This window comes from Mariniflexile fucanivorans, assembly GCF_004341235.1.
Taxonomy (GTDB): Bacteria; Bacteroidota; Bacteroidia; order Flavobacteriales; family Flavobacteriaceae; genus Mariniflexile; species Mariniflexile fucanivorans.
On the sequence record NZ_SLUP01000008.1, the window covers coordinates 44425 to 66168 of the forward strand.

The window sequence follows — 21744 nt, forward strand, 5'->3', positions numbered from 1 at the left end:
CAGCAATAATTCTCAAAATATTAAAAGCTGTTATAAATTAATATTAAACTAATTTATAACAGCTTTTTTCTATAACTATTACTTGTTTTTAAAACGGAATATTAAATTCTATAACCTATGGCAAGTCCCCAAGTAATAGCGGTATGAGAATCTTCTTTAATATCATAAAGTAGTTCTGGTGCTAATTCCCAATTACCTCCTATATTAAAGCTGTATTCCAAGCCAAGTCTACACACTCTAAGGTCTTTCGACTTCTCAAATTCATAGCCAACACCTGCAATAACGGCAAGTTTATGGTAGAATTCATAACCAAAAGTAACGGTACTTAAAAATGCATTTTCCCTAACGCGTTCTTCTCCTTCATCATTTTTTAGATTGTAAGTTAAAAATTCCAATTCATTTGTCCATTTAGCGAAGAATTTGTGATTGAAATTATATTGAATATCAATACCATTTGTAGGTATTAATTGTGAGGTTTCACTTTCTTCATGTAAGTGATGAGAAGGAATATAGGCTTGCGAAAAAGCTAAGGAGATTTTAATTTTTTTTAAATCTTCTTCATGATTTGTTATAGAATTTGAATGCTCCTGCGCCAAACCCATAATAGGAACTATTAATAATAGATATAAAAGATTTTTTTTCATTGCTTTAATTTAAAATATTAGAATACACAAAGTTGTTTGTATATATTGTTTTTAGTTAGTGATGTATTTTTACTTTATTTATGAAAATACCGAGCAAAATCGGGTAGTTTCATTTCAAAAAATAATTTTCAAAAGAAAGGCTATATCTATAAGTAAAATATGATTTTTGTTAGTTTAGTAAATAAAAAAAAATCATGATTCTTTATTTACCTGTTCATATTGACTGACTGACATTAAGAAAAGGACATAATTTTAAATTTTCAGGGAATTTAATTGTTTTAAAATAGGGTAGGCTGTTAAAGAAGCGATTGATAGAAAACAAGGCAAATTGTTTTATAATTAAAATTGATTTAGATTGGTATAAAAAGGTATTTCAGAATTATTTAAACCAAAGCATCATCGCTAGAAACCATATCTTGAAGCAAAGAAAAGTCGTAAATTTTACGATCCAATAAATGTGAGGGTGATACATTTTGTAACGCATTCATCATAACCGATGTTCTGTCTGGAAAATCCGTTTCCCAATCTGCTATCATCTGTTTTACTTTTTTACGCTGTAAGTTTTCTTGAGATCCACATAAGTTACATGGTATTATTGGAAAATTCATGTGTTGTGAATATATTTCGATATCATCTTCTTTACAAAGAGCAAGTGGTCTTAATATCACTAAATCGCCTGCGTCGTTTTTAAATTTTGGTGGCATGGTTTCTAACTTTCCAGCAAAAAAGAAGTTCAATAAAAAAGTTTCAATCACATCATTTCTATGATGGCCTAGTGCCAATTTATTGCATTTTAAATTTTTAGCAGCTTCATATAAAGTCCCGCGTCGTAATCTTGAACAGAGACTACAAGTGGTTTTGCCTTCGGGTGTTTTTTCCATCACCACTTTATAGGTGTTTTTTTCTATAATTTTATATTCAACACCTAATTTATTTAAATAATTAGGTAAAATATCAACAGGGAAACCAGGTTGTTTTTGATCCAGATTCACCGCCACAACTTCAAAATAAATAGGTGCTACTTTTTGGAAGTGAAGTAACATGTTTAACATGGTGTAACTATCTTTTCCTCCAGATAGACAAACCATGATTCTGTCGCCATCTTCAATCATTGAAAATTGTTCTAAGGCTTCACCTGTGGCACGTTGTAATTTTTTTGTAATCTGTTCTATAGTTTCCATGAATGCAAAAGTAATATTTTAATACTTTTGATAAAATTCTTTTATTGTGGCTCCATTAAATTTTAAAGATTTCCTTTTTGGCATTAGTACTAAATCGCTTTGTGTTTTAAATACTTCCATTCAAAATTCAAAATATATACATTTGGACTTATCTGAAAACAATACATCATTACAAAAAGTGGATGTGTCTTCTTCAACTAGATTAGAAACTTACATTACCAATCACATTAAAAAGCATGATGCTTTGGTTGCTTTTGGAGGTTATAATGAAGTGAGAAATATTTATAAACGCAGTAAGTATTTCAATTTAGGAAACGATTCAGAACGAAATATACATATAGGTATGGATTTGTGGAGTGATGTCAATTCACCCGTATTTGTACCGTTAGATGCTACCGTACACAGTTTTAAAAACAATACTAATTTTGGCGATTACGGACCTGCAATTATTTTAAAACATAGTATTAATACTATCGAATTTTATACACTTTATGGACATTTGAGTTTGGCTTCTATTGAAAATTTAAAATTGAACCAAGTCTTTAAACAAGGTGAACCACTAGGTACTTTGGGTGACGCTTCTGTGAATGGCGACTATCCACCTCATTTGCATTTTCAAATTATAAAGGATATAGATAATTATGAAGGCGATTACCCAGGGGTTTGCAATAAAGCTGATTTAGATTTTTATTTGAAAAATTGCCCAGACCCTAATTTGTTGTTGAAGCTTTAAAACTAATTATAAACAGAGGCTATCTGAAAAGTGTATTGTATTTACTTTGTCAGGTTGAGCTTGTCGAAACCGATATTGATTATCAGTAAGTTAAAATATTTCGACAGGCTCAATATGACACAGAATTACACTTTTCAGATAGCCTCTTTATATTTAATATTTCTGTTTTGAGAAATTGGTTTAATCTTCAACCAAAACCCAGTCGCCTTTTGCTAAAAGATGTTCGGCTTGTTTATATTTAAGGGTTTTGTTTTCAGCAGTAATTACGTTTTTAATAGTCACTTGATCGTTACGTCCAATTTTTGGTCTGTCACGTACTATTGTCTCCACTACATGTTGTTGCTGTTGGGTTTGACCCGCAGCTCTATTTTGTGCTGAACGTTCATCTAAATTAGGAATTTCGTCTTTTTGGGTATTTAATTTTTCCTGTTTACGTTCTCTGGCTTCCTGGATAGTATTTTGAGTTTCTTGAGGTAGTTCACCTTTAAATAAGAATGAAATTACATCTTTATTCACTTCGTCAATCATTCTTTTAAACAATTCAAAAGCTTCAAATTTATAAATAAGAAGAGGGTCTTTTTGCTCGTGAACCGCTAACTGTACCGATTGTTTCAACTCGTCCATTTTACGTAAATGGGTTTTCCAAGCATCATCAATAATGGCAAGCGTGATGTTTTTTTCAAAATCGGTAATTAATTGTTTTCCGTTAGTTTCGTAAGCCTTTTCAAGATCGGTAACAACATTTAAGGTTTTAATACCATCTGTAAAAGGCACCACGATACGTTTGAATTTATCACGTTGTGTTTCATATACATTTTTAATAACAGGGAAAGCTAAATCGGCATTACGAGTCATTTTTTCTTTATAATGATCGAAGGCAGCACGGTATATTTTACCAGTAATTTCTTGAGCAGATAATTTTCCAAATTCAGCTTCACTAACTGGCGAACTCATAGAGAAATAACGAATCAATTCAAACTCTAAGTTTTTAAAGTCACTTGCCGTTTTATTGGTTTCAAGAATGCCTTCCGACGTATCGAAAATCATATTTGCCAAATCCACACGAAGACGCTCTCCGAAAAGTGCATGGTGACGACGTTTGTAAACCACTTCACGTTGAGCATTCATAACATCATCATATTCTAATAAACGCTTACGAACCCCAAAGTTGTTTTCTTCCACTTTTTTCTGTGCACGTTCAATAGATTTTGAAATCATGGAATGTTGAATTACTTCACCTTCTTTTAATCCCATTCTATCCATCATTTTCGCAATACGTTCGCTACCAAATAAACGCATTAAGTTATCTTCTAACGATACATAGAATTGTGAACTACCAACATCTCCTTGACGACCAGCACGACCACGTAACTGACGGTCTACACGACGCGAATCATGACGCTCGGTACCTACAATGGCTAAACCACCAGCCTTTTTAACTTCGTCGCTTAATTTAATATCGGTACCACGACCCGCCATATTGGTGGCAATAGTAACTTGTCCTGTTTTACCAGCTTGATCTACTATTTCTGCCTCTTTTTTATGTTGTTTGGCATTTAATACATTGTGTGAAATTTTACGAATGGTAAGCATTTTACCAAGCAACTCACTTATTTCTACCGATGTTGTACCAATTAAAACGGGGCGACCAGCTTCAGAAAGTTTTGTAACATCATCTATAACGGCGTTGTATTTTTCACGCTTGGTTTTATATACTAAATCTTCTTTATCATCTCTTGTGATGGGTCTGTTTGTTGGAATTTCAACAACATCAAGTTTGTATATTTCCCAAAATTCGCCAGCTTCAGTAACTGCAGTACCCGTCATACCAGACAGTTTGCGGTACATTCTAAAGTAATTTTGAAGTGTAACGGTAGCAAAAGTTTGTGTAGCATCTTCAATTTTTACATTCTCTTTAGCTTCAATAGCTTGGTGCAATCCGTCTGAATAACGGCGCCCATCCATGATACGTCCTGTTTGCTCATCAACAATCATTACTTTGTTGTCCATGACCACATATTGAATGTCTTTTTCAAATAAGGCGTAAGCTTTTAGTAATTGATTTAATGTATGAATACGTTCCGATTTTACACCAAAATCTTTATATAATTCTTCTTTTAACTTCGCTTCTTCTGCTAAAGGTAAATTCTGATTTTCAATTTTAGCAATTTCAATACCTATTTCGGGCATGATGAAAAAATCTGGATTGTCTTTTCCTGAAAGGTATTCAACACCTTTATCGGTTAATTCAATTTGATTGTTTTTTTCTTCAATGACATAGTATAATTCGGCATCAACCAATGGCATTTCACGGTTGTTGTCTTGCATATAATGGTTTTCTGTTTTTTGAAGCAGTTGTTTAACTCCTTCTTCACTTAAAAACTTAATAAGTGCCTTGTTTTTAGGAATACCACGGTAGGCGCGTAATAATTGAATACCACCTTCTTTAGTATCGCCAGCAGCAATCAATTTTTTAGCTTCGGCTAAAACGCCTGTTAAATACTTGCGCTGTACCGCAACAATATCATCAACTTTAGGTTTTAACTCGTTAAATTCATGACGTTCACCTTGTGGTATTGGACCAGAAATAATTAACGGTGTACGGGCATCATCTACCAACACAGAATCCACCTCATCTACAATAGCGAAGTGGTGTGGGCGCTGCACTAAATCGTTTGGTGAGTGTGCCATGTTATCACGTAAATAATCGAAACCAAACTCGTTGTTTGTTCCATAAGTAATATCGGCATTGTAGGCTTTTTTACGAGCTTCAGAGTTTGGTTGATGGTAATCAATACAGTCAATTGTTAACCCATGAAACTGAAAAATAGGCGCCATCCACGCGCTATCACGTTTTGCCAAATAGTCGTTTACAGTTACCAAGTGCACCCCTTTGCCTGCCAAGGCATTTAAGTACATAGGCAAAGTCGCTACTAGCGTTTTACCCTCACCTGTTTGCATCTCGGCAATTTTACCTTGGTGCATTGCAATACCACCAATAAGTTGTACATCGTAGTGTACCATATCCCAAGTAATGGCTTTTCCAGCAGCATCCCAAGAATTAGCCCATATAGCTTTATCGTTATCTAAAGTTACATAGTCTTTGTCACCAGATAATTCTCTGTCAAAAGTGTTTGCTGTAACAGTAATTGTAGAATTGTTTTTAAAACGTTTAGCCGTTTCTTTAACTACAGCAAAAGCTTCTGGTAAAATATCATTTAAAACATCTTCAGTAGTTTTGTAGGCATCATCTTTAAGTTTATCAATGTCTAGATAAATATCTTCACGTCTATCAATATCTTCGGTGTTTTCAGCTTCTTCAAGTAATTTTGCTATTTGGTCGTTTATAGGCTTAATAGCTTCAGCAATAGTTGCTTTAAACTGTGCTGTTTTTGCCCTTAATTCATCATGCGATATGCCTTCTAAAGCAGCTTCAAAAGTTTTAATTTTATTTACAATAGGGGTGATGGCTTTCACATCTTGTTTCGATTTGTCGCCAACAAATACTTTAAGTACAGAATTTAAAAAACTCATGTTGTATATATTATGTGTTAACTAGGAATTTCCTAGTGGTAAATTAATTGGTTTTGTTGCTTTATAAAAAGCAATCAAAGATACATTTTGTAATATGTTTTTATAGATTTAAGACAAAAAAAAAGCCTCATAACGAGACTTTTTAACTTTTCTTTATGCTTTATTAATATTCATCCTCATTCCAAAGGTAATCTTCATCTGTTGGATAATCAGACCAAATTTCTTCAATAGAGTCGTAGGCATCACCTTCGTCTTCAATAGATTGTAAGTTCTCCACTACCTCTAAAGGCGCACCAGTTCTAATAGCGTAATCTATTAACTCGTCTTTGGTTGCTGGCCAAGGCGCATCACTTAAATAAGATGCTAATTCTAAAGTCCAATACATTTCTTATGCGTTTTAATTTTGTGCAAAAATAATTTTTTAGTTTAAACACACAAGAAAAAAATGAATTATTTAATTATTATTTTTAAGAACGTGTTGTTTTTTATATTAATTTGGGCGTTTCCCTATCGGGTCGGGCTTTCCGTTGCAATCTTTTTAAAAGGTCATTGCGAGTTCAAAGAACGTGGCAATCTGCCAGATTTTAGTTCTTACAAACTTTTCGCTTTTTAGTTTAAAAAGGATTTCCACTGCAATCCCTAACGCAAACACTAAATAAACGTCATTGCGAATCATGCTTTTTTTTAGCATGATGAGGCAATCTGTTAATATTACTTCTTCAATTAAAAAGATTACTTCGTACTACATCCTCGTAATGACGATGCAAATCAAACCTTTTCTGGAATCCACTTAATTTCATCTGCTTGCAAGTCATGAGACAACTTTCGTGCCAACACAAAAAGATAGTCAGATAGACGGTTTAAGTACATTAAAGTGTTAGGTTCAACCGCTTCCATGTCATTAAGTTCTGCGGCTAAACGTTCGGCTCTACGGCAAACGCAACGTGCAATATGACAGAATGACACCGTTTGATGGCCACCAGGTAGCACAAAATGCGTCATAGGTGGTAAGGCTTCATTCATGGTATCCATTTCTTGCTCTAAACGTTCAATGTTCTCATCGGATATTTTTGGAATATTTAACCGTTCCTTCCCGTTTTTTAAAATGGCTTTTTCGGGGTCGGTTGCCAACACTGCACCAACGGTAAACAGCCTGTCTTGAATATGCATCAATAAATCTTTGTAATGGGCATCAATTTTTTGGTCTCGAATTAAGCCTAAATAAGAATTTAATTCATCAACTGTACCGTAGCTTTCAATTCTGATATGGTGTTTCGGTACGCGCGTACCTCCAAATAAGGCGGTAGTACCTTTATCTCCCGTTTTAGTATAAATTTTCATAGTACGAAGTTAAATTATTTCATGCAAAGTCGCAAAGTCGTAGCGTTTTTAAGTTAAAAAGTTTTTAAGAATTCAGGATTCTTTATCGCTTTCAAGCTCTTTTTTGCGCTGGTAGTAATTGGAACGATAGTTCTTTCTGTTTTTGCTTCGGTTATTTAGTTTTTCTCTATTTCGGTTATTATTCCAAATTACAACCACAAACAACAGCAGAATTATGATTAAGTAAACTAGCATGATTTGTATTTTGATATCATGTAAAAGTAAAAATATAAAGAGAATTATTTTTAAAACTTGCTTATTAATTATAAATTTTTACAAGAATATAAATGAATTTATCACATTTGAAAGAATCATATTATTAGTGAATTCTGAAAAAAAATATACTTTTAATGAAAAGTAAATATAATATGGCACTTTTTAGTTAAAAGTAAAGCTTTGTTTGTGTATTGCATGAGGAAAAAAATACATTTGTATAAAATTAAATTTAAACCAAATCAAAATTTATGAAGAAAATTACTTTTTTATTTTTATTCGTTGTAAGCTCCATATGTGTTGAATCACAGTCTTATATCGGATTTCTTACGGATAATTACAGTGGTGTAAATAGTGTTATTTCCAACCCTGCTAACATAACGGATTCCCGTTTTAAAACCGACATCAATCTTATAGGGGTTAGCGCTTTTGGAGGTAATGACTACTATGGTGTGAATGTAATGGATGCTTTTAAAGATGATTATGATTTTGATTTAGATGCGAAAAAATCGCCATCAACAGATAATAATGCAGCTTTAAATTTTGATATTATGGGACCTGCATTTATGTTTAACCTGAATAAAAAAAGTTCTATTGCCGTTTTTACAAGAGCGCGCTCTATGGTTAACATTAATGAAATTAATGGAGAGACTGTTGATGATTTAGACAACGATACTACCGATGATTTTTATGTAAACGAAGGTGATTTCAATGCTTTTGGTCAAGCTTGGGCAGAACTTGGCGTTACGTATGCCAGAGTGTTGTTTAATGAAGGCGAGCACTTTTTAAAAGGAGGTATTACACTTAAATATTTACAAGGTGGAGGTAGTGCATATGCTACTGGCAAAAATTTAACTGTTGATTATGAAGCAGACTTCTTTGTTATAGGTGGAGAACCACAAGCAAGAATAACAACTACAGGACAAGTAACTTATGGTCGTTTTGATGAATTTGACAATGATAATTATGATTATGAGCTTCCTGAAAAAGCAACTGGTTTTGGTGGGGATATAGGTTTTGTGTACGAATGGCGCCCAAATTATGCCGATTATACAAGTACCAGTGCTGATGGACCAACTTATGCTAATAAGAATAAATATAAATTAAAAGTAGGATTATCTTTAACCGATTTTGGTCAAATTAAATACAAAAATGGATTAGAGGAAACTTTTGATATTTCTAATAGTGTTAGAGAAGACGAAATTAATGACGAGGAAGATCTTAATAGTGTCTTAAATAATTTATATATTTTAACTAATTCTAAAATAGGATACACAGCTACATTGCCAACAGCACTTCACTTAAATGCCGATTGGAGTTTTACAAACAAACTGTATGTTAACTTAAATACCGACTATTCACTTATTTCTAAAGGAAAAGAAAATGCTAGCCGTATTTCAAACATCGTGTCTTTAACACCTCGTTTTGAAAGTAAATGGTTCAGTTTTTATGTGCCACTAAGTATGGTGGAAAATAATGGATTCCAAGCTGGAGCAGGTTTAAGAGCAGGCCCATTATATATTGGTTCAGGTTCGGTTATTACAGCTTTAGCTGGTGATGATAGTAAAGGTGCTGATGTTTATGCGGGTATCAAAATTCCTATTTACCAAGGAAGTACAAAAGATAAGGACGGTGATGGTATTCTTGATAAACTAGATGGATGTCCAGATGATGCAGGTCCTATTGAAAACAACGGATGTCCATGGACAGATAGAGATGTTGATGGTATTATGGATAATGTGGATGAATGTCCAGATAAAAAAGGGCCTCAAGAAAATAATGGATGCCCATGGGGAGATAGAGATGGCGATACAATATCTGATAATATCGATGCATGTCCAGATGAGGCAGGTGCCATTGAAAACAGTGGATGCCCATTCAAAGACACCGATAACGATGGTGTTATTGATAAAAACGACAAATGTATTGATGTACCAGGAACAGTTGCTAACAATGGATGCCCAGAAGTACTTGAACCAGAAGTAACTCAAGAAATTCAAAAAACATTGAATGCCTATGCAAAAACTATTTTGTTCGATTCAGGTAAATCTACTATCAAATTAGTTTCTAACGGTGTTTTAGATGAAATTGTTAACATTTTAGGAAAATACCCAAGTGCTAAGTTTTCTATAGAAGGACATACTGATAGTGTAGGAAGTGATGCTTTGAACCAAAAATTATCTGAAGAAAGAGCAAGTGCCGTCATGACTTACTTAATTGAAAAAGGAGTATCTTCAACCAGATTATCCTCTACAGGTTTTGGAGAAACTAGACCAATGGCAACTAATGCTACAAAAGCAGGTCAAGCTCAAAACAGACGTGTTGAAATTAATTTAGTGAAATAAGCAGCTTTTAAAAAGGCTTTTTAATATAAAAATCTCAGGGTTTAATTACTCTGAGATTTTTTTTTGTTATTCCTGAGAAATAAGGAATTCACAATTTACAAATAGTTGGATATAGCGTAAAAAATCTTAGTTTTAAGAAATAATTGTTTGAATACATTAATGATTTAAAACTTCAAAATAGATTTCTGCCTATGCAGGAATGACAGGCTAAATTCTAATGGCGAAATGTTCCTTAACCTGCTCCTTTCTGAAAAACACAAATCCCCAGAAAAAAGTATCGATAGTTACCGTTACTTTTGGATGCTGTTTGATGGTTTCCCAAGCTTCAGTCATGCCTTCAGACCAATAGATGTCATCAAAAATAAACACCGAATCGTTATGAGCTGTTTGTAATAAGCTTTCAAAATAATTTAAAGTAGCATCTTTTTGGTGATTGCCATCAAAGAAGATAAGGTCATAGGTTTTTGGTGGTAAGTTTTTAATAACATCGTTGAAATTGCCCGTTATCAAGTTGATGTTTTCTAAATAATGATTTTCAAAATTAGCTTTAGTAAACGCTGAAATATTTGGACAACCTTCAATGGTCGTTATTTTTGATTTTGGATTGCCTAAACGCATCGCATGGGTGGCTATACCTAAAGAAGTTCCTAATTCCAATATGTTTTCAAAATTAAAATAGGAGGTAAGCTTGTATAAAAGTTTGGCTCTTTTGTTGGTAGTACCTGCATTTTTTGCAATTTCTGAAACGAACCGTTGGTTTTCTTTTGTAACTAAAGACCCCACGCCTAAATCGGTTACAGCAATTTTAGTTTTGTTCTCAAGAAGCTGTTTTTTGTAAGTATAAATGTTTTTGTAGGCTTCGTAATCTGTTTGATTATAAAAACACTTCGTGACTAAATTGTACACAAAAGGGGAGTGTACCCCGTGTTCGTTAGTGGATTTTAATAGAAATTGTATGTATTTTGAAATTTGAAACAGCATTTTTAGTAATCAAAAAATATAACAAAGAGATTCTTAGAGATTGTCACAGAGTCTCAATGAGTTTTTTCTGTGTATCTTTGCGTTAACTCGTTGACTCTCTGTGTAACAACTTGTAATTTATTACTCCAATTTCTCCTGTAATTCCATCCAACGCATTTCTTTCGCTTCTAAATCATCAATAATTTCCTGTAATTTTTCTGATAATTTATTTATTTCTTCAGGTGTTAAGTCTGGATTATGAAATTTTTCCTCTAATTCCTTTTTATCAAAAGCCAAAGAATTTAGTTTGCTTTCAATGTTTTTAAGTTCTTTTTCTTCATTGAAAGTTAGTTTGTTATCCTCCGTTTTCTTCCAAGCATTTTTTTCTTTTTTGTCTTCGGACGTATTTGAAATTGCTGGTTGGCTATCATCATAAATCCTAAAATCGGTATAATTTCCTGGGAAATCTTCAATAACGCCATCACCTCTAAAAACAAAAAGATGATCCACTACTTTATCCATAAAATAACGATCATGAGATACCACAATAACGCATCCCGGAAAATCCATTAAGAAACTTTCCAATACATTCAGCGTTACAATATCTAAATCGTTGGTAGGCTCATCCAGAATTAAAAAGTTTGGATTCTGAATTAAAACCGTACATAAATACAAGCGTTTACGTTCGCCACCACTTAGTTTTTCAACAAAATCGTATTGTTTTTTTCTACTGAAAAGAAAACGTTCTAATAATTGACCTGCGCTAATTTGCTGACCTTTTTTCAGCGGGATATACTCTCCAAATTCTTTTATAACGTCAATAACTTTTTGTCCAGGTTTTATGGCAATGCCGTTTTGGGTATAATAGCCAAATTTAACTGTTTCACCCACAATCACTTTACCAGAATCTGGTTGAGACGTTTGCGTTAACATGTTTAAAAACGTGGTTTTTCCAGTGCCGTTTTTTCCAATAATACCAACCCGTTCCCCATTTTTAAATAGGTATTCAAAACCATCAAGTATCACTTTATCTTTAAAAGATTTGGATACTTTATGAAACTCGACCACTTTACTGCCCAAACGTTCCATGTTAAGCTCTAATTGTACTTCGTGGTCGTTACGGCGTTGGCTGGCACGGTGTTTTATATCGTGAAAATCGTCTATACGTGATTTCGATTTGGTAGTTCTAGCTTTTGGTTGGCGACGCATCCATTCCAACTCTTTTTTGAAAAGTTGTTTAGCTTTACCAGTTTCAACTTCGGTTTGCTCAATTCTAGCTTCGCGTTTTTCAAGATAGTAGGAATAGTTACCTTTGTAACTATACATTTGCCCTTCGTCTAATTCTATAATTTCATTACATACACGCTCTAAAAAATAGCGGTCGTGCGTTACCATAAAAAGCGTAATGTTTTCTTTAGCGAAAAAGGCTTCCAGCCACTCGATCATTTCTAAATCTAAATGGTTGGTAGGCTCATCTAGAATTAATAAATCGGGTTTATTTATCAAGGCATTGGCTAAGGATAAACGCTTTTTTTGGCCTCCAGAAAGCGAACCCACTTTGGCGTTTAAATCTTCAAGCTTTAATTTGAAAAGAATTTGTTTGTATTGCGTTTCAAAATCCCAAGCCTGGTATTGTTCCATTAGCTCGAATGCTTTTTGGTAAGCTTCAGCATCTTCTGGATTTAAAAGTGCATGCTCATAATCTAAAATAACTTTTAAAATAGGATTGTCGCTTGCAAAAATAGTTTCTTCAACCGTTAAAGCATCATCAAACTTAGGATCTTGCGATAGAAATGATACAACAATACCATTTCTGTACGTTATAGTACCAGAATCGGCTTGATCATCACCAGATATAATATTAAGAATGGACGTTTTACCCGTACCATTTTTTGCGACAAATGCTATTTTTTGGTCTTTATGGATGCTAAATGAAATGTTTTCGAAAAGAGTTAACTCTCCGTAAGATTTCGATATATTTTCAACAGTTAAATAATTCAAAAGGCTAATATTTTTTTGCAAAGAACGGATAAAAAACCAAAAATTAAGTTATAAGTTTTATTGTTCATTATGAAAAGTTATATTTGTGATAAATTTTTCACCCCTATGCTGCAACAGAAATTCCTGCTTATTTATTTGTTTATCAGTGTTTTGTGTTCTTCATGCATTACCAATAAAGATGTTGTTTATTTACAGGATAAAGGTACTACTAATCATGATTCTTTACTAATTAAAGAATTATCCAAACCATATAGGGTTCAAATTAACGATATACTAAGTATAAATGTAAAGGCTTTAGATAATGAACTTACGGCTATTTTTAATCCGGTGAGTACAAACAATACAAGTAATGGGCAAGGGCAGGCTGGTTTATATTTTAGTGGGTTTACCATCGATTTACACGGAAATATTAAATTCCCAATTTTAGGTGAGATTAATGTTTTGGGCTATACCATTAAAGAAATAGAAGATAAGGTTAAAAGTGAATTACTGGCGCAATATTTTAAAGAATCGGCAGAACTGTTTGTAACCGTAAAATTAGCGGGACTAAAATACACCACCATAGGAGAAGTAGGTACGGGTGTGCAGACTCTTTATCAAGATCGTGTAAATATTATTGAGGCTTTGGCAAATGCAGGCGATATCAGTCAAACAGGGGATAGAAGAGATGTTTTGATAATACGGCAATACCCCGATGGGCAAAAAATTCACCACATCGATTTAACAGATATTGCAGCAATGCAATCGCCCTATTATTATATCCAACCTAACGATATTATATTGGTGAAACCATTAAAACGTAAAGCTTTAGGTGCAGGACAAACGGCTATTCAAAATATAACAACCATTGCTTCCATATTATCGGTTCTAGTATCCACTTATTTTTTAACTAAAAATTTATAAGCTTTTAATATGAATGATGAATTTGAAGTATCGGAATCGCAATTTCAATCGGCATTTGATTTTAAAGCTTTTTTGCATCGAGCTTTAAGTTATTGGAAACTGTACATACTTTTTATTGGGATTGGCGTCTTCATCGTCTATCAACAAAATATAAGAAAACAACAATCTTACCGGTTAGCCACTCAAATCTCCATTGAAGAAGAATCGAACCCTTTATTTACTTCAACTGCCAGTTTAACATTTAATTGGGGAGGTGTTTCTGGTAAAGTACAAACCATGATGACCTCTTTAAGTTCGCGCTCTATTCACGAAAAAGTAGTTGATAATCTTCAGTTTTATGTGTCCTATTTAAAGCAAGCACGTTTCAGAAAAGACGATATTTATAAACAAGCACCTTTTAGACTTCAATTAATCCCCAACACCAATCAAGTTTTAAATGTTCCTATAAAAATTGTTTTCATAGATAAAAACACGTACGAATTAACGTTTAATTTTGAAACCAGTGTTGTAAGCGCACAAAACTTTACGACTAAAGAAAGACTTAATTTAGATGTGCCAGTTGAAGAACTTAAAATGAAATTTGCTTTGGGTGAGCCCGTTATTCTCCCATATTTTAATGGCACTATTGAACTTGCCGAAAAAAGAACAGCAACTATTGGTGATGAGTATTTTATACAATTTAGCGATTTTGATGCCGTTGTAGCCAATTATAAAAACCGATTAGCCATTGACAACCCAAGAAATTCTGCCATATTAAATTTAAGTATGGTAGATGTCAATACAGGGAAAATAGTCGATTATTTAAATGAAACGGTTCAAGTTTTAAGTGAAGATCAATTAAACAGAAAAAACCAGTTTGTAACCAATACCATCAATTTTATTGACGCACAGCTAGAAAGAGTGAGAACGCAACTTACCTTAAACGCCGATTCTTTAAATAATTATAGAGAACAAAATAAAATTTATAATTTGGATGGTGAAAGTGCCACTATAAACAATAAATTAACTGATTTAGAATTAGAAAAAGATAATATGAATAGGAAACTCGCTTACTATGCCAGTTTAAAAACCTATTTAGAAACAAGCAATAGTTTTACAGATGTTCCTGCACCATCTATTGCAGGGATTGATGATGGTAACATACTTTCAAACATCGGGAAAATAAATCAACTATCTGTACAAAAATCCAAATACGAATCTACAGTAAGAAAAGATGCCTTAATTTTTGATGACCTTAACAGGCAAATAGAGGGTATAAAAACCGTACTTCTTGAAAATATAAGTTCTGCAACCAGCGGCATTAAAAGAGAAATGCAGACTGTAAATTCTAAAATAGCTACAGCTGAATCTGAAATAAGAAGACTCCCTAAAGCGCAACAAAAATTATTAGGCATAAAAAGGCAATATGCTTTAAGTGAGCAAACTTATAATGTGTTTTTAGCAAAACGAGGTGAAGCAGATATTATAAAATCGGCAAGCGTTTCAGATGTTTTGGTTATCGATACCGCCAAAGATACAGGAGCTATTCCTATAGATTTAAAATTAAGCTCCAGATATTTATTTGCGGTAGTTGGGGGCTTATTATTACCATTAATGCTTGCCTTAATACTCACTTTTTTCGATAAAAAAATTCATAGTCCACAGGCTTTAGGGAATTTATCTAAAATACCGTTGTTAGGAGTGGTTGGTAAAAGCACTTTAGAGAACAACTTAATTGTGCATTTAAAACCGAAATCGGCAGTTGCCGAGTCTTTTAGAGGTATCAGATCGAGTTTGCAGTACATGTATAGTAAAAAAGATTTAAACAGCTCAAAAACAGTCATGGTCACTTCGTCTGTAAGTGGTGAAGGTAAAACGTTTTGCTCTATAAATATTGCAACAGTTTTTGCGTTAAGCGGAAAAAAAACAGTGTTGGTAGGGTTAGATTTAAGAAAGCCGAAAATTTTTGGTGATTTTGAAGTGAAAAATGATATCGGTGCCGTAAACTATTTAATAGGGCAAGAAGCTGTAAAAGACATTGTTCAGCAAACAAATATTGAAAATTTAGACGTGATAACATCAGGTCCTATACCACCTAATCCATCAGAGTTACTTATAGGTGAAAAAACCGATGCTTTAATGGCTACACTAAAAGAAACCTACGATTTTATTGTGTTAGACACACCACCAATAGGTTTAGTGGCCGATGCTTTTGAATTATTAAAATATACAGATGCTACGGTTTACGTAGTAAGACAAGACTATTCCGAAAAGGGCATGTTGAACCTTATTAACGATAAATACGATAAAGGAGAAGTTAAAAATTTAAGTTTCCTTTATAATTATTACGACCAAAAAGGAAAATATGGTTATGGCTACGGATATGGTTATGGCTATGGACATTATGCCAATGGGTATCATGAAGATGAAAAAACTAAAAAAGGATTGATATTTAAATTAAAGAAGTTCTTTAAAAAAAGTTAATAATTCTATATCAATTTATAATTTAAGATTTTTGATTTTTTATCGAGCGAATATACAATGAAGATATTGCTTAAAATAGCTATAAAGGCAGCAATTCATGCAGGAGAAGACATAATGAAAATTTATTCTGAAGGTTTTGAGGTCACTTTAAAACAAGATAATTCGCCGTTAACAATCGCCGATGAAAATGCAAATGCCATTATAAATTCTTATTTAGAAAAAACGGACATTCCTATTATAAGTGAAGAGAATAAACAAGTTTCTTATACCATTAGAAAAGATTGGGATATGTGTTGGATAGTAGATCCTTTAGATGGTACCAAAGAATTTATAAAACGAAACGGTGAGTTTACGGTTAATATAGCACTTATAAAAAATAACACACCTGTTTTGGGCGTTATTTATGTGCCTGTAACCAAGACCTTATATTATGCCATAGTTTCAGATAATAAAGCGTACAAATGTGAGTTGAATTCACATGCGTTTACAGAAAGTATATTTCAAAACAGTGTAGAAATAGCAGCTAAAAAAGAAGAAAATAATCAAATAAAAATAGTAGGGAGTCGTTCTCATAAAAGTGAAGAAACCGATGCTTTTATTAAAACCTTAGAATTACAAGGAAAAGGTATTGAGTTAGTTTCAAAAGGAAGTTCCTTAAAATTTTGTTTGGTTGCAGAGGGGCGTGCAAATATATATCCAAGATTTGCACCAACTATGGAGTGGGATACCGCCGCAGGACATGCTATTTGTAATGCCGTAGGTTTAAAAGTGACTCAAGCAAATAAAAACGAAGCTTTATTATACAATAAAGAAAATTTATTAAATCCTTATTTTGTTGTACAATAGAGGTAATGAAAAATAATAAAAAGCAAAATTATACTATAAAGGGGCAAGATAGAGCGCTCATTAATAAGCATAAACCCTGTTTAATTTGGTTTACGGGTTTATCTGGTTCTGGTAAATCGACTATTGCTAATTTGTTGGAAAAAGAATTATATAAAAAGGACATACATACTTATACCTTGGATGGCGATAATTTAAGAAGAGGTTTGAATAAAGATTTGCTGTTTACCAAAGAAGATCGCATTGAAAATTTAAGACGTACCGCCGAGGTCGCTAAATTATTTATTGATGCAGGTTTAGTAGTTATAGCCGCTTTTATTACGCCATATAATAAAATACGGGAAGATATAAAAGCCATTGTTGGTAGCGATTATTACATTGAAGTATTTGTAAATACGCCTTTAGAAGTATGTGAGCAACGTGATGTAAAAGGACTGTATAAAAAAGCACGTACTGGAGAAATAAAAAACTTTACAGGGATTAGTTCGCCTTTTGAAATGCCTATGTATCCAACTATAGAGATAGAAACCGTTAAGGAGAGCCCAGAAGCGGCAGTAGCTAAAATTTTAGCAGTTTTAAAGGGGCGGTTGTAAACTGTAATTTATTTTGTCCTGCTGAATTTATTTCAGCATCAAAGTTCATTTAGAACTTTGGTTTCATAAGGTGTAGATTCCGAAACAAGTTCGGAATGACAAATGAGAGAATGTTTGGAATGATAAAAGTAAATTGCTTTGTTTTGCTGAATTTATTTCAGCATCTAATTTGCTGTTATGAGAGATTCCGAAATATTGAAGCAGGACTCTGATAAGACCCTGAAATGAATTCAGGATGACAAGTCTAAATGTGATTGATTTATCATGGTAAGTTTGTTTTAGCATCTAATATAAAGTTACATAAGATTCCGAAATGTTGAAAGAAGGAGGCTGTCTTAAAAGTGTATGGTATTTACTTTGTCAGGTTGAGCTTGTCGAAACTGATATTGATTATCAGTAAGTTAAAATATTTCGACAGGCTCAATATGACACAGAATTACACTTTTAAGACAGCCTCGACAAATTATAAGAAATCAACTCATTGAAGCGTGCATATCATAATTATTGGGTCTATATTTTAACCAACAAGGCTAGAGGCACGCTCTATATAGGTGTTTCAGGAGGTATAGACGATAGGATGGAACGCCATGTATCTGGTAACGGCTCAAAGTTTACAAAGAAGTACCAGCTCAAACACCTAGTGTATTTTGAGGAATTTCAATATATAGATGATGCTATAAAACGAGAAAAGCAATTAAAGAACTGGCATCGGGAATGGAAAATTAATCTGATTGAAAGTCAAAACCCAGAATGGAAAAACTTGTGGACGCCTGTAGTGACTGAACTAAGACCCTGAAACGAGTTCAGGGTAACAAGTAGGAGTTTAGGGTTACAAGTTTTTTGGGGGACGGTGCGATAAAAAAGCACCACCTTTTGAAATGTATAGATGGTGCTAAATTTCTTTTTTTTACAGAATTTCCACTAATTTTAAGGCATTAAAGGTGCCATTGTTCAGGGCATATTGTAAACCATTTACTTCTTGATAAAATGCCACTTTAAGAAAATACATTTTATTTCCTGTTCCAGAAGGTACTCCAGCTGGCGTTAATGTTACCGGCGTGTTTGTGTTGTCGATAGGCAGATTAACCGATGGACTCACCTGTAGGTCTTTTACATCTGTATTAAAATCGATATCTAAAAACCCGGCTATTAAACTTACATGTGTGCTGCCTTGAGGCGCATTTAGGTTTTGAGAGGGAATAAATTCTGCCATACTTATGGCACCAGTGGTGGTGTTTAACGTAAAGTCTGAGAGTAGCACGCTGCTTAAAATGGCATTGATATTAAAGTTGAAGCCGTTTAATGCCAATTTACCAAGTGGTGTTGCGAGACCTATGGCTACTTGGCGTTGGCCTCTGGGGGATGTGGTGTCTGCATCTTTAACTTTTGTCATGGTTTGGGTTAAACGCGATGTGACTAAATCGTCTTTAGCATCGGTTAACAGGTCTAAAATACCACGACGCAGTTGTTTTCCGCTGGTGGCTGCATGTCCAAATTCGACACCGTTTTCCCTGGTTCGTGCATAAGCAGGATCGTTTTTAATGCGTTTGGCGCTCACGCTACTTTTTGTTTTTACTAAATACCCTTCTTTGCCCTTGTAAAAGGTAAGATTGTCTAGGGTGCCTTCAATCTTAATAAAGCTGTTTAATTTTGCCATGATTTGGGGGTTTATGTTCCGTAATTTTTTAGGAACTGGTTTAGGCTTTACTACCGCTTTGGTAGTTTTTGTAAGGGTAAACATAGTGTGTTTTTTGTTTCCATGTTTTTGGATAAGGCTTTAAACGGTGTTTTTTTCGTGAATAGGTGTTTTTTGTTTATTTGTATGGGTTTTAGTGGTTTTTTCTGCTTTTTTTAGCTATTTGTGGCTTTGTGCATTAGTTCTGTCGGCATGCCTTATCTATGCTTTAGCTATACATGAGCTATGTGGATGTTGTTTATTTGGTTTATGAGGTTATTGGTTTATAAGTTTATGAGGTTATTGGTTTATAAGTTTATAAGGTTATTGGTTTATAAGGTTATTGGTTTTGAGTAGATTACTGCTTTTGTAGGGATTGATTTGTTATTTTTGCCTACATTAATTATTTTTTTGTATTAAAAATTATATTATTATTGTAAAGTAATATATTTATGTGTGTTTGTAGGTTATTTAAATTATGTGTACCCCTTCTAATTTATTATAGCTCTTGTAATTAGTGTTTCGTTTAACCATTATTTATTTTATGCATCGAATTTGTATTTATTCCCAAGATATTATTTGGATAACGGGACGAAGTGAACGTTATGCTCAAGAAGTGATGCGGGATATTCGATTATTGTATCATAAAGATAGGCATCAACATGTTACCATTGCCGAAGCTTGTTCTTATTTGGGCTTGCCTTATGAAGACGTTTTTAATATGATTAATAATATTAAGGTTGGATAGGTTTGTTATTTGTTGAGATGTTTGTTGTTTAGCTGTTTAGTTGTTTGCTTCTAATGTATTTCATCTATTACAACTGTATCATAATACCTTATTTTATATTATTTCTAAGTGTATGCCTTATCTTATCAAAGATAAATCCTCTATAATTATTATATTAGCCAAGTAATTACATCTTAGCATGGCCCTAGAAACTCGTATCTATCAAAAAGAGAATAACATCCATTTTTTAAAACTTTTAAAAGCAAGTGCTAAAGATTTATTTGGGTCTCATTTTTTAGCAAAACAATTAGCAACTCGAGATATAAAATCGCAATACAGACAATCCTATTTGGGTATTATTTGGGCTTTTATTATGCCCGTTACTTCAGCTTTAGTTTGGATATTTTTAAATTTAACTGGTACTATTAAGCTTTCTGATACTGGCGTACCATATCCTGTGTATGCGTTTTCGGGTACATTAATTTGGTCTATCATTACCGAAGCTATTAATTCGCCAACCAGTAGTACTAATGCGGCAAGGGGTATTATGTCTAAAATAAATTTCCCCAAAGAAGCACTTGTATTATCTGGTATTTACAAACTTCTTTTTAATAGCCTCATAAAAATAATGCTATTAGTGGTTTTTATTTTTGTTTTTGGAATAGGCTTTCATTGGTCATTGTTATTGTTCCCTTTTGCGATATTAGCGGCTATATTGTTTGGTACAACGCTAGGTTTGTTTATGACGCCCATAGGTATGATTTACAATGACATTGCGAAAATAATAAGTATGAGTTTAAGTTTTTTAATGTACGTTACACCGGTAGTATATGCGATTCCAAAAAAAGGCATCATGAAAACTATTATGGAGATTAATCCTTTTTCGGCTTTAATTTTAACATCACGAGACCTTGCTTTAGGTACTTCGCCTGACTATTTGGGATATTTCTGTTGGATTTTTGCTGCCAGTGTCGCTTTATTTTTTATAGCCTTATTATTTTATAGGATATCGATTCCAATTATTGTTGAACGTTTAAGTGCTTAAATACGTGAAAGGTGAAATGGGAGTTGTGAAACTTGAGGCGCGAAAGGTGAAAGGTGAAACGTGAATTTCGTCTTACGTTTCACGTGAAAAAAATATGGAACATATAGATTTAGATGTTTGGAAATATAGCATGAATTTGGTAGAGGACATTTATAAGTTATCCTCTAAATTTCCTGATGATGAGCGGTATGGATTAACAAGTCAAATTAGAAGAGCTGCCATTTCAATACCTTCAAACATAGCAGAAGGCTCAGGTAGAAAAAGTGATAAAGAATTAATTCAATTTATTTCAATAGCTTTAGGGTCATTAACCGAATTAGAAACACAGTATCTTATTGCCATCAAATTGAAATATGTAGATAAGAATGATGGATTAATGACGTTAATATTAAAAGTAAAACAATTGTTATTGGGATTTAGGAATTATTTGAAACGGAAAGGGTAAAAGGTGAATCGTGAGACGTGAAATGTGAAGCGTAAAAGGAGAATTATTTCACTTTTCAT

The 21744-nt window shown here is 33.3% G+C and carries 18 protein-coding genes; 10 read left to right on the forward strand and 8 right to left on the reverse strand.

Annotated elements, in window-relative coordinates; all coding sequences use genetic code 11:
• Positions 1-101: 101 nt before the first annotated feature.
• On the reverse strand, positions 102-644 hold the full coding sequence (locus tag EV196_RS15510) for a hypothetical protein (protein WP_132218692.1): 543 nt from the start codon (positions 642-644) through the stop codon (positions 102-104).
• A gap of 383 nt (positions 645-1027) precedes the next feature.
• Positions 1028-1825 carry a tRNA 2-thiocytidine(32) synthetase TtcA gene (gene ttcA / locus EV196_RS15515; RefSeq protein ID WP_132218693.1) on the reverse strand — a complete coding sequence of 266 codons (798 nt, stop codon included), beginning with the start codon at positions 1823-1825 and terminating at the stop codon, positions 1028-1030.
• A gap of 46 nt (positions 1826-1871) precedes the next feature.
• Between ttcA and EV196_RS15520 the strand changes: the two genes are divergently transcribed.
• Positions 1872-2558, forward strand: coding sequence for a peptidoglycan DD-metalloendopeptidase family protein (locus EV196_RS15520; RefSeq protein WP_132218694.1), 687 nt, complete (start codon positions 1872-1874; stop codon positions 2556-2558).
• A gap of 180 nt (positions 2559-2738) precedes the next feature.
• Here the strand turns inward: EV196_RS15520 and secA are convergent, their stop codons facing one another.
• The 3 genes from secA to EV196_RS15535 all read right to left on the reverse strand — a co-directional run bounded on the left by secA (position 2739) and on the right by EV196_RS15535 (position 7433).
• The gene (gene secA, locus EV196_RS15525; protein ID WP_132218695.1) at positions 2739-6092 is read right to left on the reverse strand and encodes a preprotein translocase subunit SecA; all 3354 of its coding nucleotides are present in this window, start codon (positions 6090-6092) and stop codon (positions 2739-2741) included.
• A 163-nt stretch (positions 6093-6255) separates the two neighbouring features.
• Positions 6256-6477: a DUF2795 domain-containing protein gene (locus EV196_RS15530; RefSeq protein WP_027136925.1), complete on the reverse strand. Its 222-nt coding sequence runs from the start codon at positions 6475-6477 to the stop codon at positions 6256-6258.
• Between the two features lie 383 nt (positions 6478-6860).
• On the reverse strand, positions 6861-7433 hold the full coding sequence (locus EV196_RS15535; RefSeq protein ID WP_132218696.1) for a cob(I)yrinic acid a,c-diamide adenosyltransferase: 573 nt from the start codon (positions 7431-7433) through the stop codon (positions 6861-6863).
• A gap of 503 nt (positions 7434-7936) precedes the next feature.
• On the opposite strand from EV196_RS15535, the gene EV196_RS15540 reads away from it, so the two are divergent.
• Positions 7937-10030, forward strand: coding sequence for a DUF5723 family protein (locus EV196_RS15540; RefSeq protein WP_132218697.1), 2094 nt, complete (start codon positions 7937-7939; stop codon positions 10028-10030).
• A gap of 207 nt (positions 10031-10237) precedes the next feature.
• Here the strand turns inward: EV196_RS15540 and EV196_RS15545 are convergent, their stop codons facing one another.
• Positions 10238-11011 (reverse strand): O-methyltransferase, encoded by a 774-nt coding sequence (locus EV196_RS15545; protein WP_132218698.1) that lies wholly within the window; start codon positions 11009-11011, stop codon positions 10238-10240.
• A gap of 120 nt (positions 11012-11131) precedes the next feature.
• Positions 11132-12991, reverse strand: coding sequence for an ABC-F family ATP-binding cassette domain-containing protein (locus EV196_RS15550; protein WP_132218699.1), 1860 nt, complete (start codon positions 12989-12991; stop codon positions 11132-11134).
• Positions 12992-13096: 105 nt separating this feature from the next.
• Between EV196_RS15550 and EV196_RS15555 the strand changes: the two genes are divergently transcribed.
• The 5 genes from EV196_RS15555 to EV196_RS15575 all read left to right on the forward strand — a co-directional run bounded on the left by EV196_RS15555 (position 13097) and on the right by EV196_RS15575 (position 18589).
• Positions 13097-13894, forward strand: a complete 798-nt coding sequence (locus EV196_RS15555) for a polysaccharide biosynthesis/export family protein (RefSeq protein ID WP_132218700.1) — start codon at positions 13097-13099, stop codon at positions 13892-13894.
• Positions 13895-13903: 9 nt separating this feature from the next.
• Positions 13904-16357: an exopolysaccharide transport family protein gene (locus tag EV196_RS15560; protein WP_132218701.1), complete on the forward strand. Its 2454-nt coding sequence runs from the start codon at positions 13904-13906 to the stop codon at positions 16355-16357.
• Between the two features lie 57 nt (positions 16358-16414).
• On the forward strand, positions 16415-17203 hold the full coding sequence (gene cysQ / locus EV196_RS15565) for a 3'(2'),5'-bisphosphate nucleotidase CysQ (protein ID WP_132218702.1): 789 nt from the start codon (positions 16415-16417) through the stop codon (positions 17201-17203).
• A gap of 5 nt (positions 17204-17208) precedes the next feature.
• A complete protein-coding gene (cysC, locus tag EV196_RS15570; protein WP_132218703.1) occupies positions 17209-17793 on the forward strand; it encodes an adenylyl-sulfate kinase in 585 nt (194 codons plus the stop codon).
• 481 nt (positions 17794-18274) lie between these two features.
• Complete coding sequence (locus EV196_RS15575; protein ID WP_132218704.1) at positions 18275-18589, forward strand: GIY-YIG nuclease family protein; 315 nt, start codon at positions 18275-18277, stop codon at positions 18587-18589.
• A gap of 111 nt (positions 18590-18700) precedes the next feature.
• On the opposite strand, the gene EV196_RS15580 is transcribed toward EV196_RS15575, so the two are convergent.
• The gene (locus EV196_RS15580) at positions 18701-19450 is read right to left on the reverse strand and encodes a hypothetical protein (RefSeq protein WP_132218705.1); all 750 of its coding nucleotides are present in this window, start codon (positions 19448-19450) and stop codon (positions 18701-18703) included.
• A 562-nt stretch (positions 19451-20012) separates the two neighbouring features.
• Between EV196_RS15580 and EV196_RS15585 the strand changes: the two genes are divergently transcribed.
• The 3 genes from EV196_RS15585 (at position 20013) to EV196_RS20055 (ending at position 21685) form a co-directional block, all read left to right on the forward strand.
• Complete coding sequence (locus tag EV196_RS15585; protein ID WP_132218706.1) at positions 20013-20216, forward strand: hypothetical protein; 204 nt, start codon at positions 20013-20015, stop codon at positions 20214-20216.
• A gap of 178 nt (positions 20217-20394) precedes the next feature.
• The gene (locus EV196_RS15590) at positions 20395-21240 is read left to right on the forward strand and encodes an ABC transporter permease (protein ID WP_132218707.1); all 846 of its coding nucleotides are present in this window, start codon (positions 20395-20397) and stop codon (positions 21238-21240) included.
• A 94-nt stretch (positions 21241-21334) separates the two neighbouring features.
• Positions 21335-21685, forward strand: coding sequence for a four helix bundle protein (locus EV196_RS20055; protein WP_207902869.1), 351 nt, complete (start codon positions 21335-21337; stop codon positions 21683-21685).
• Positions 21686-21744 lie beyond the last annotated feature (59 nt).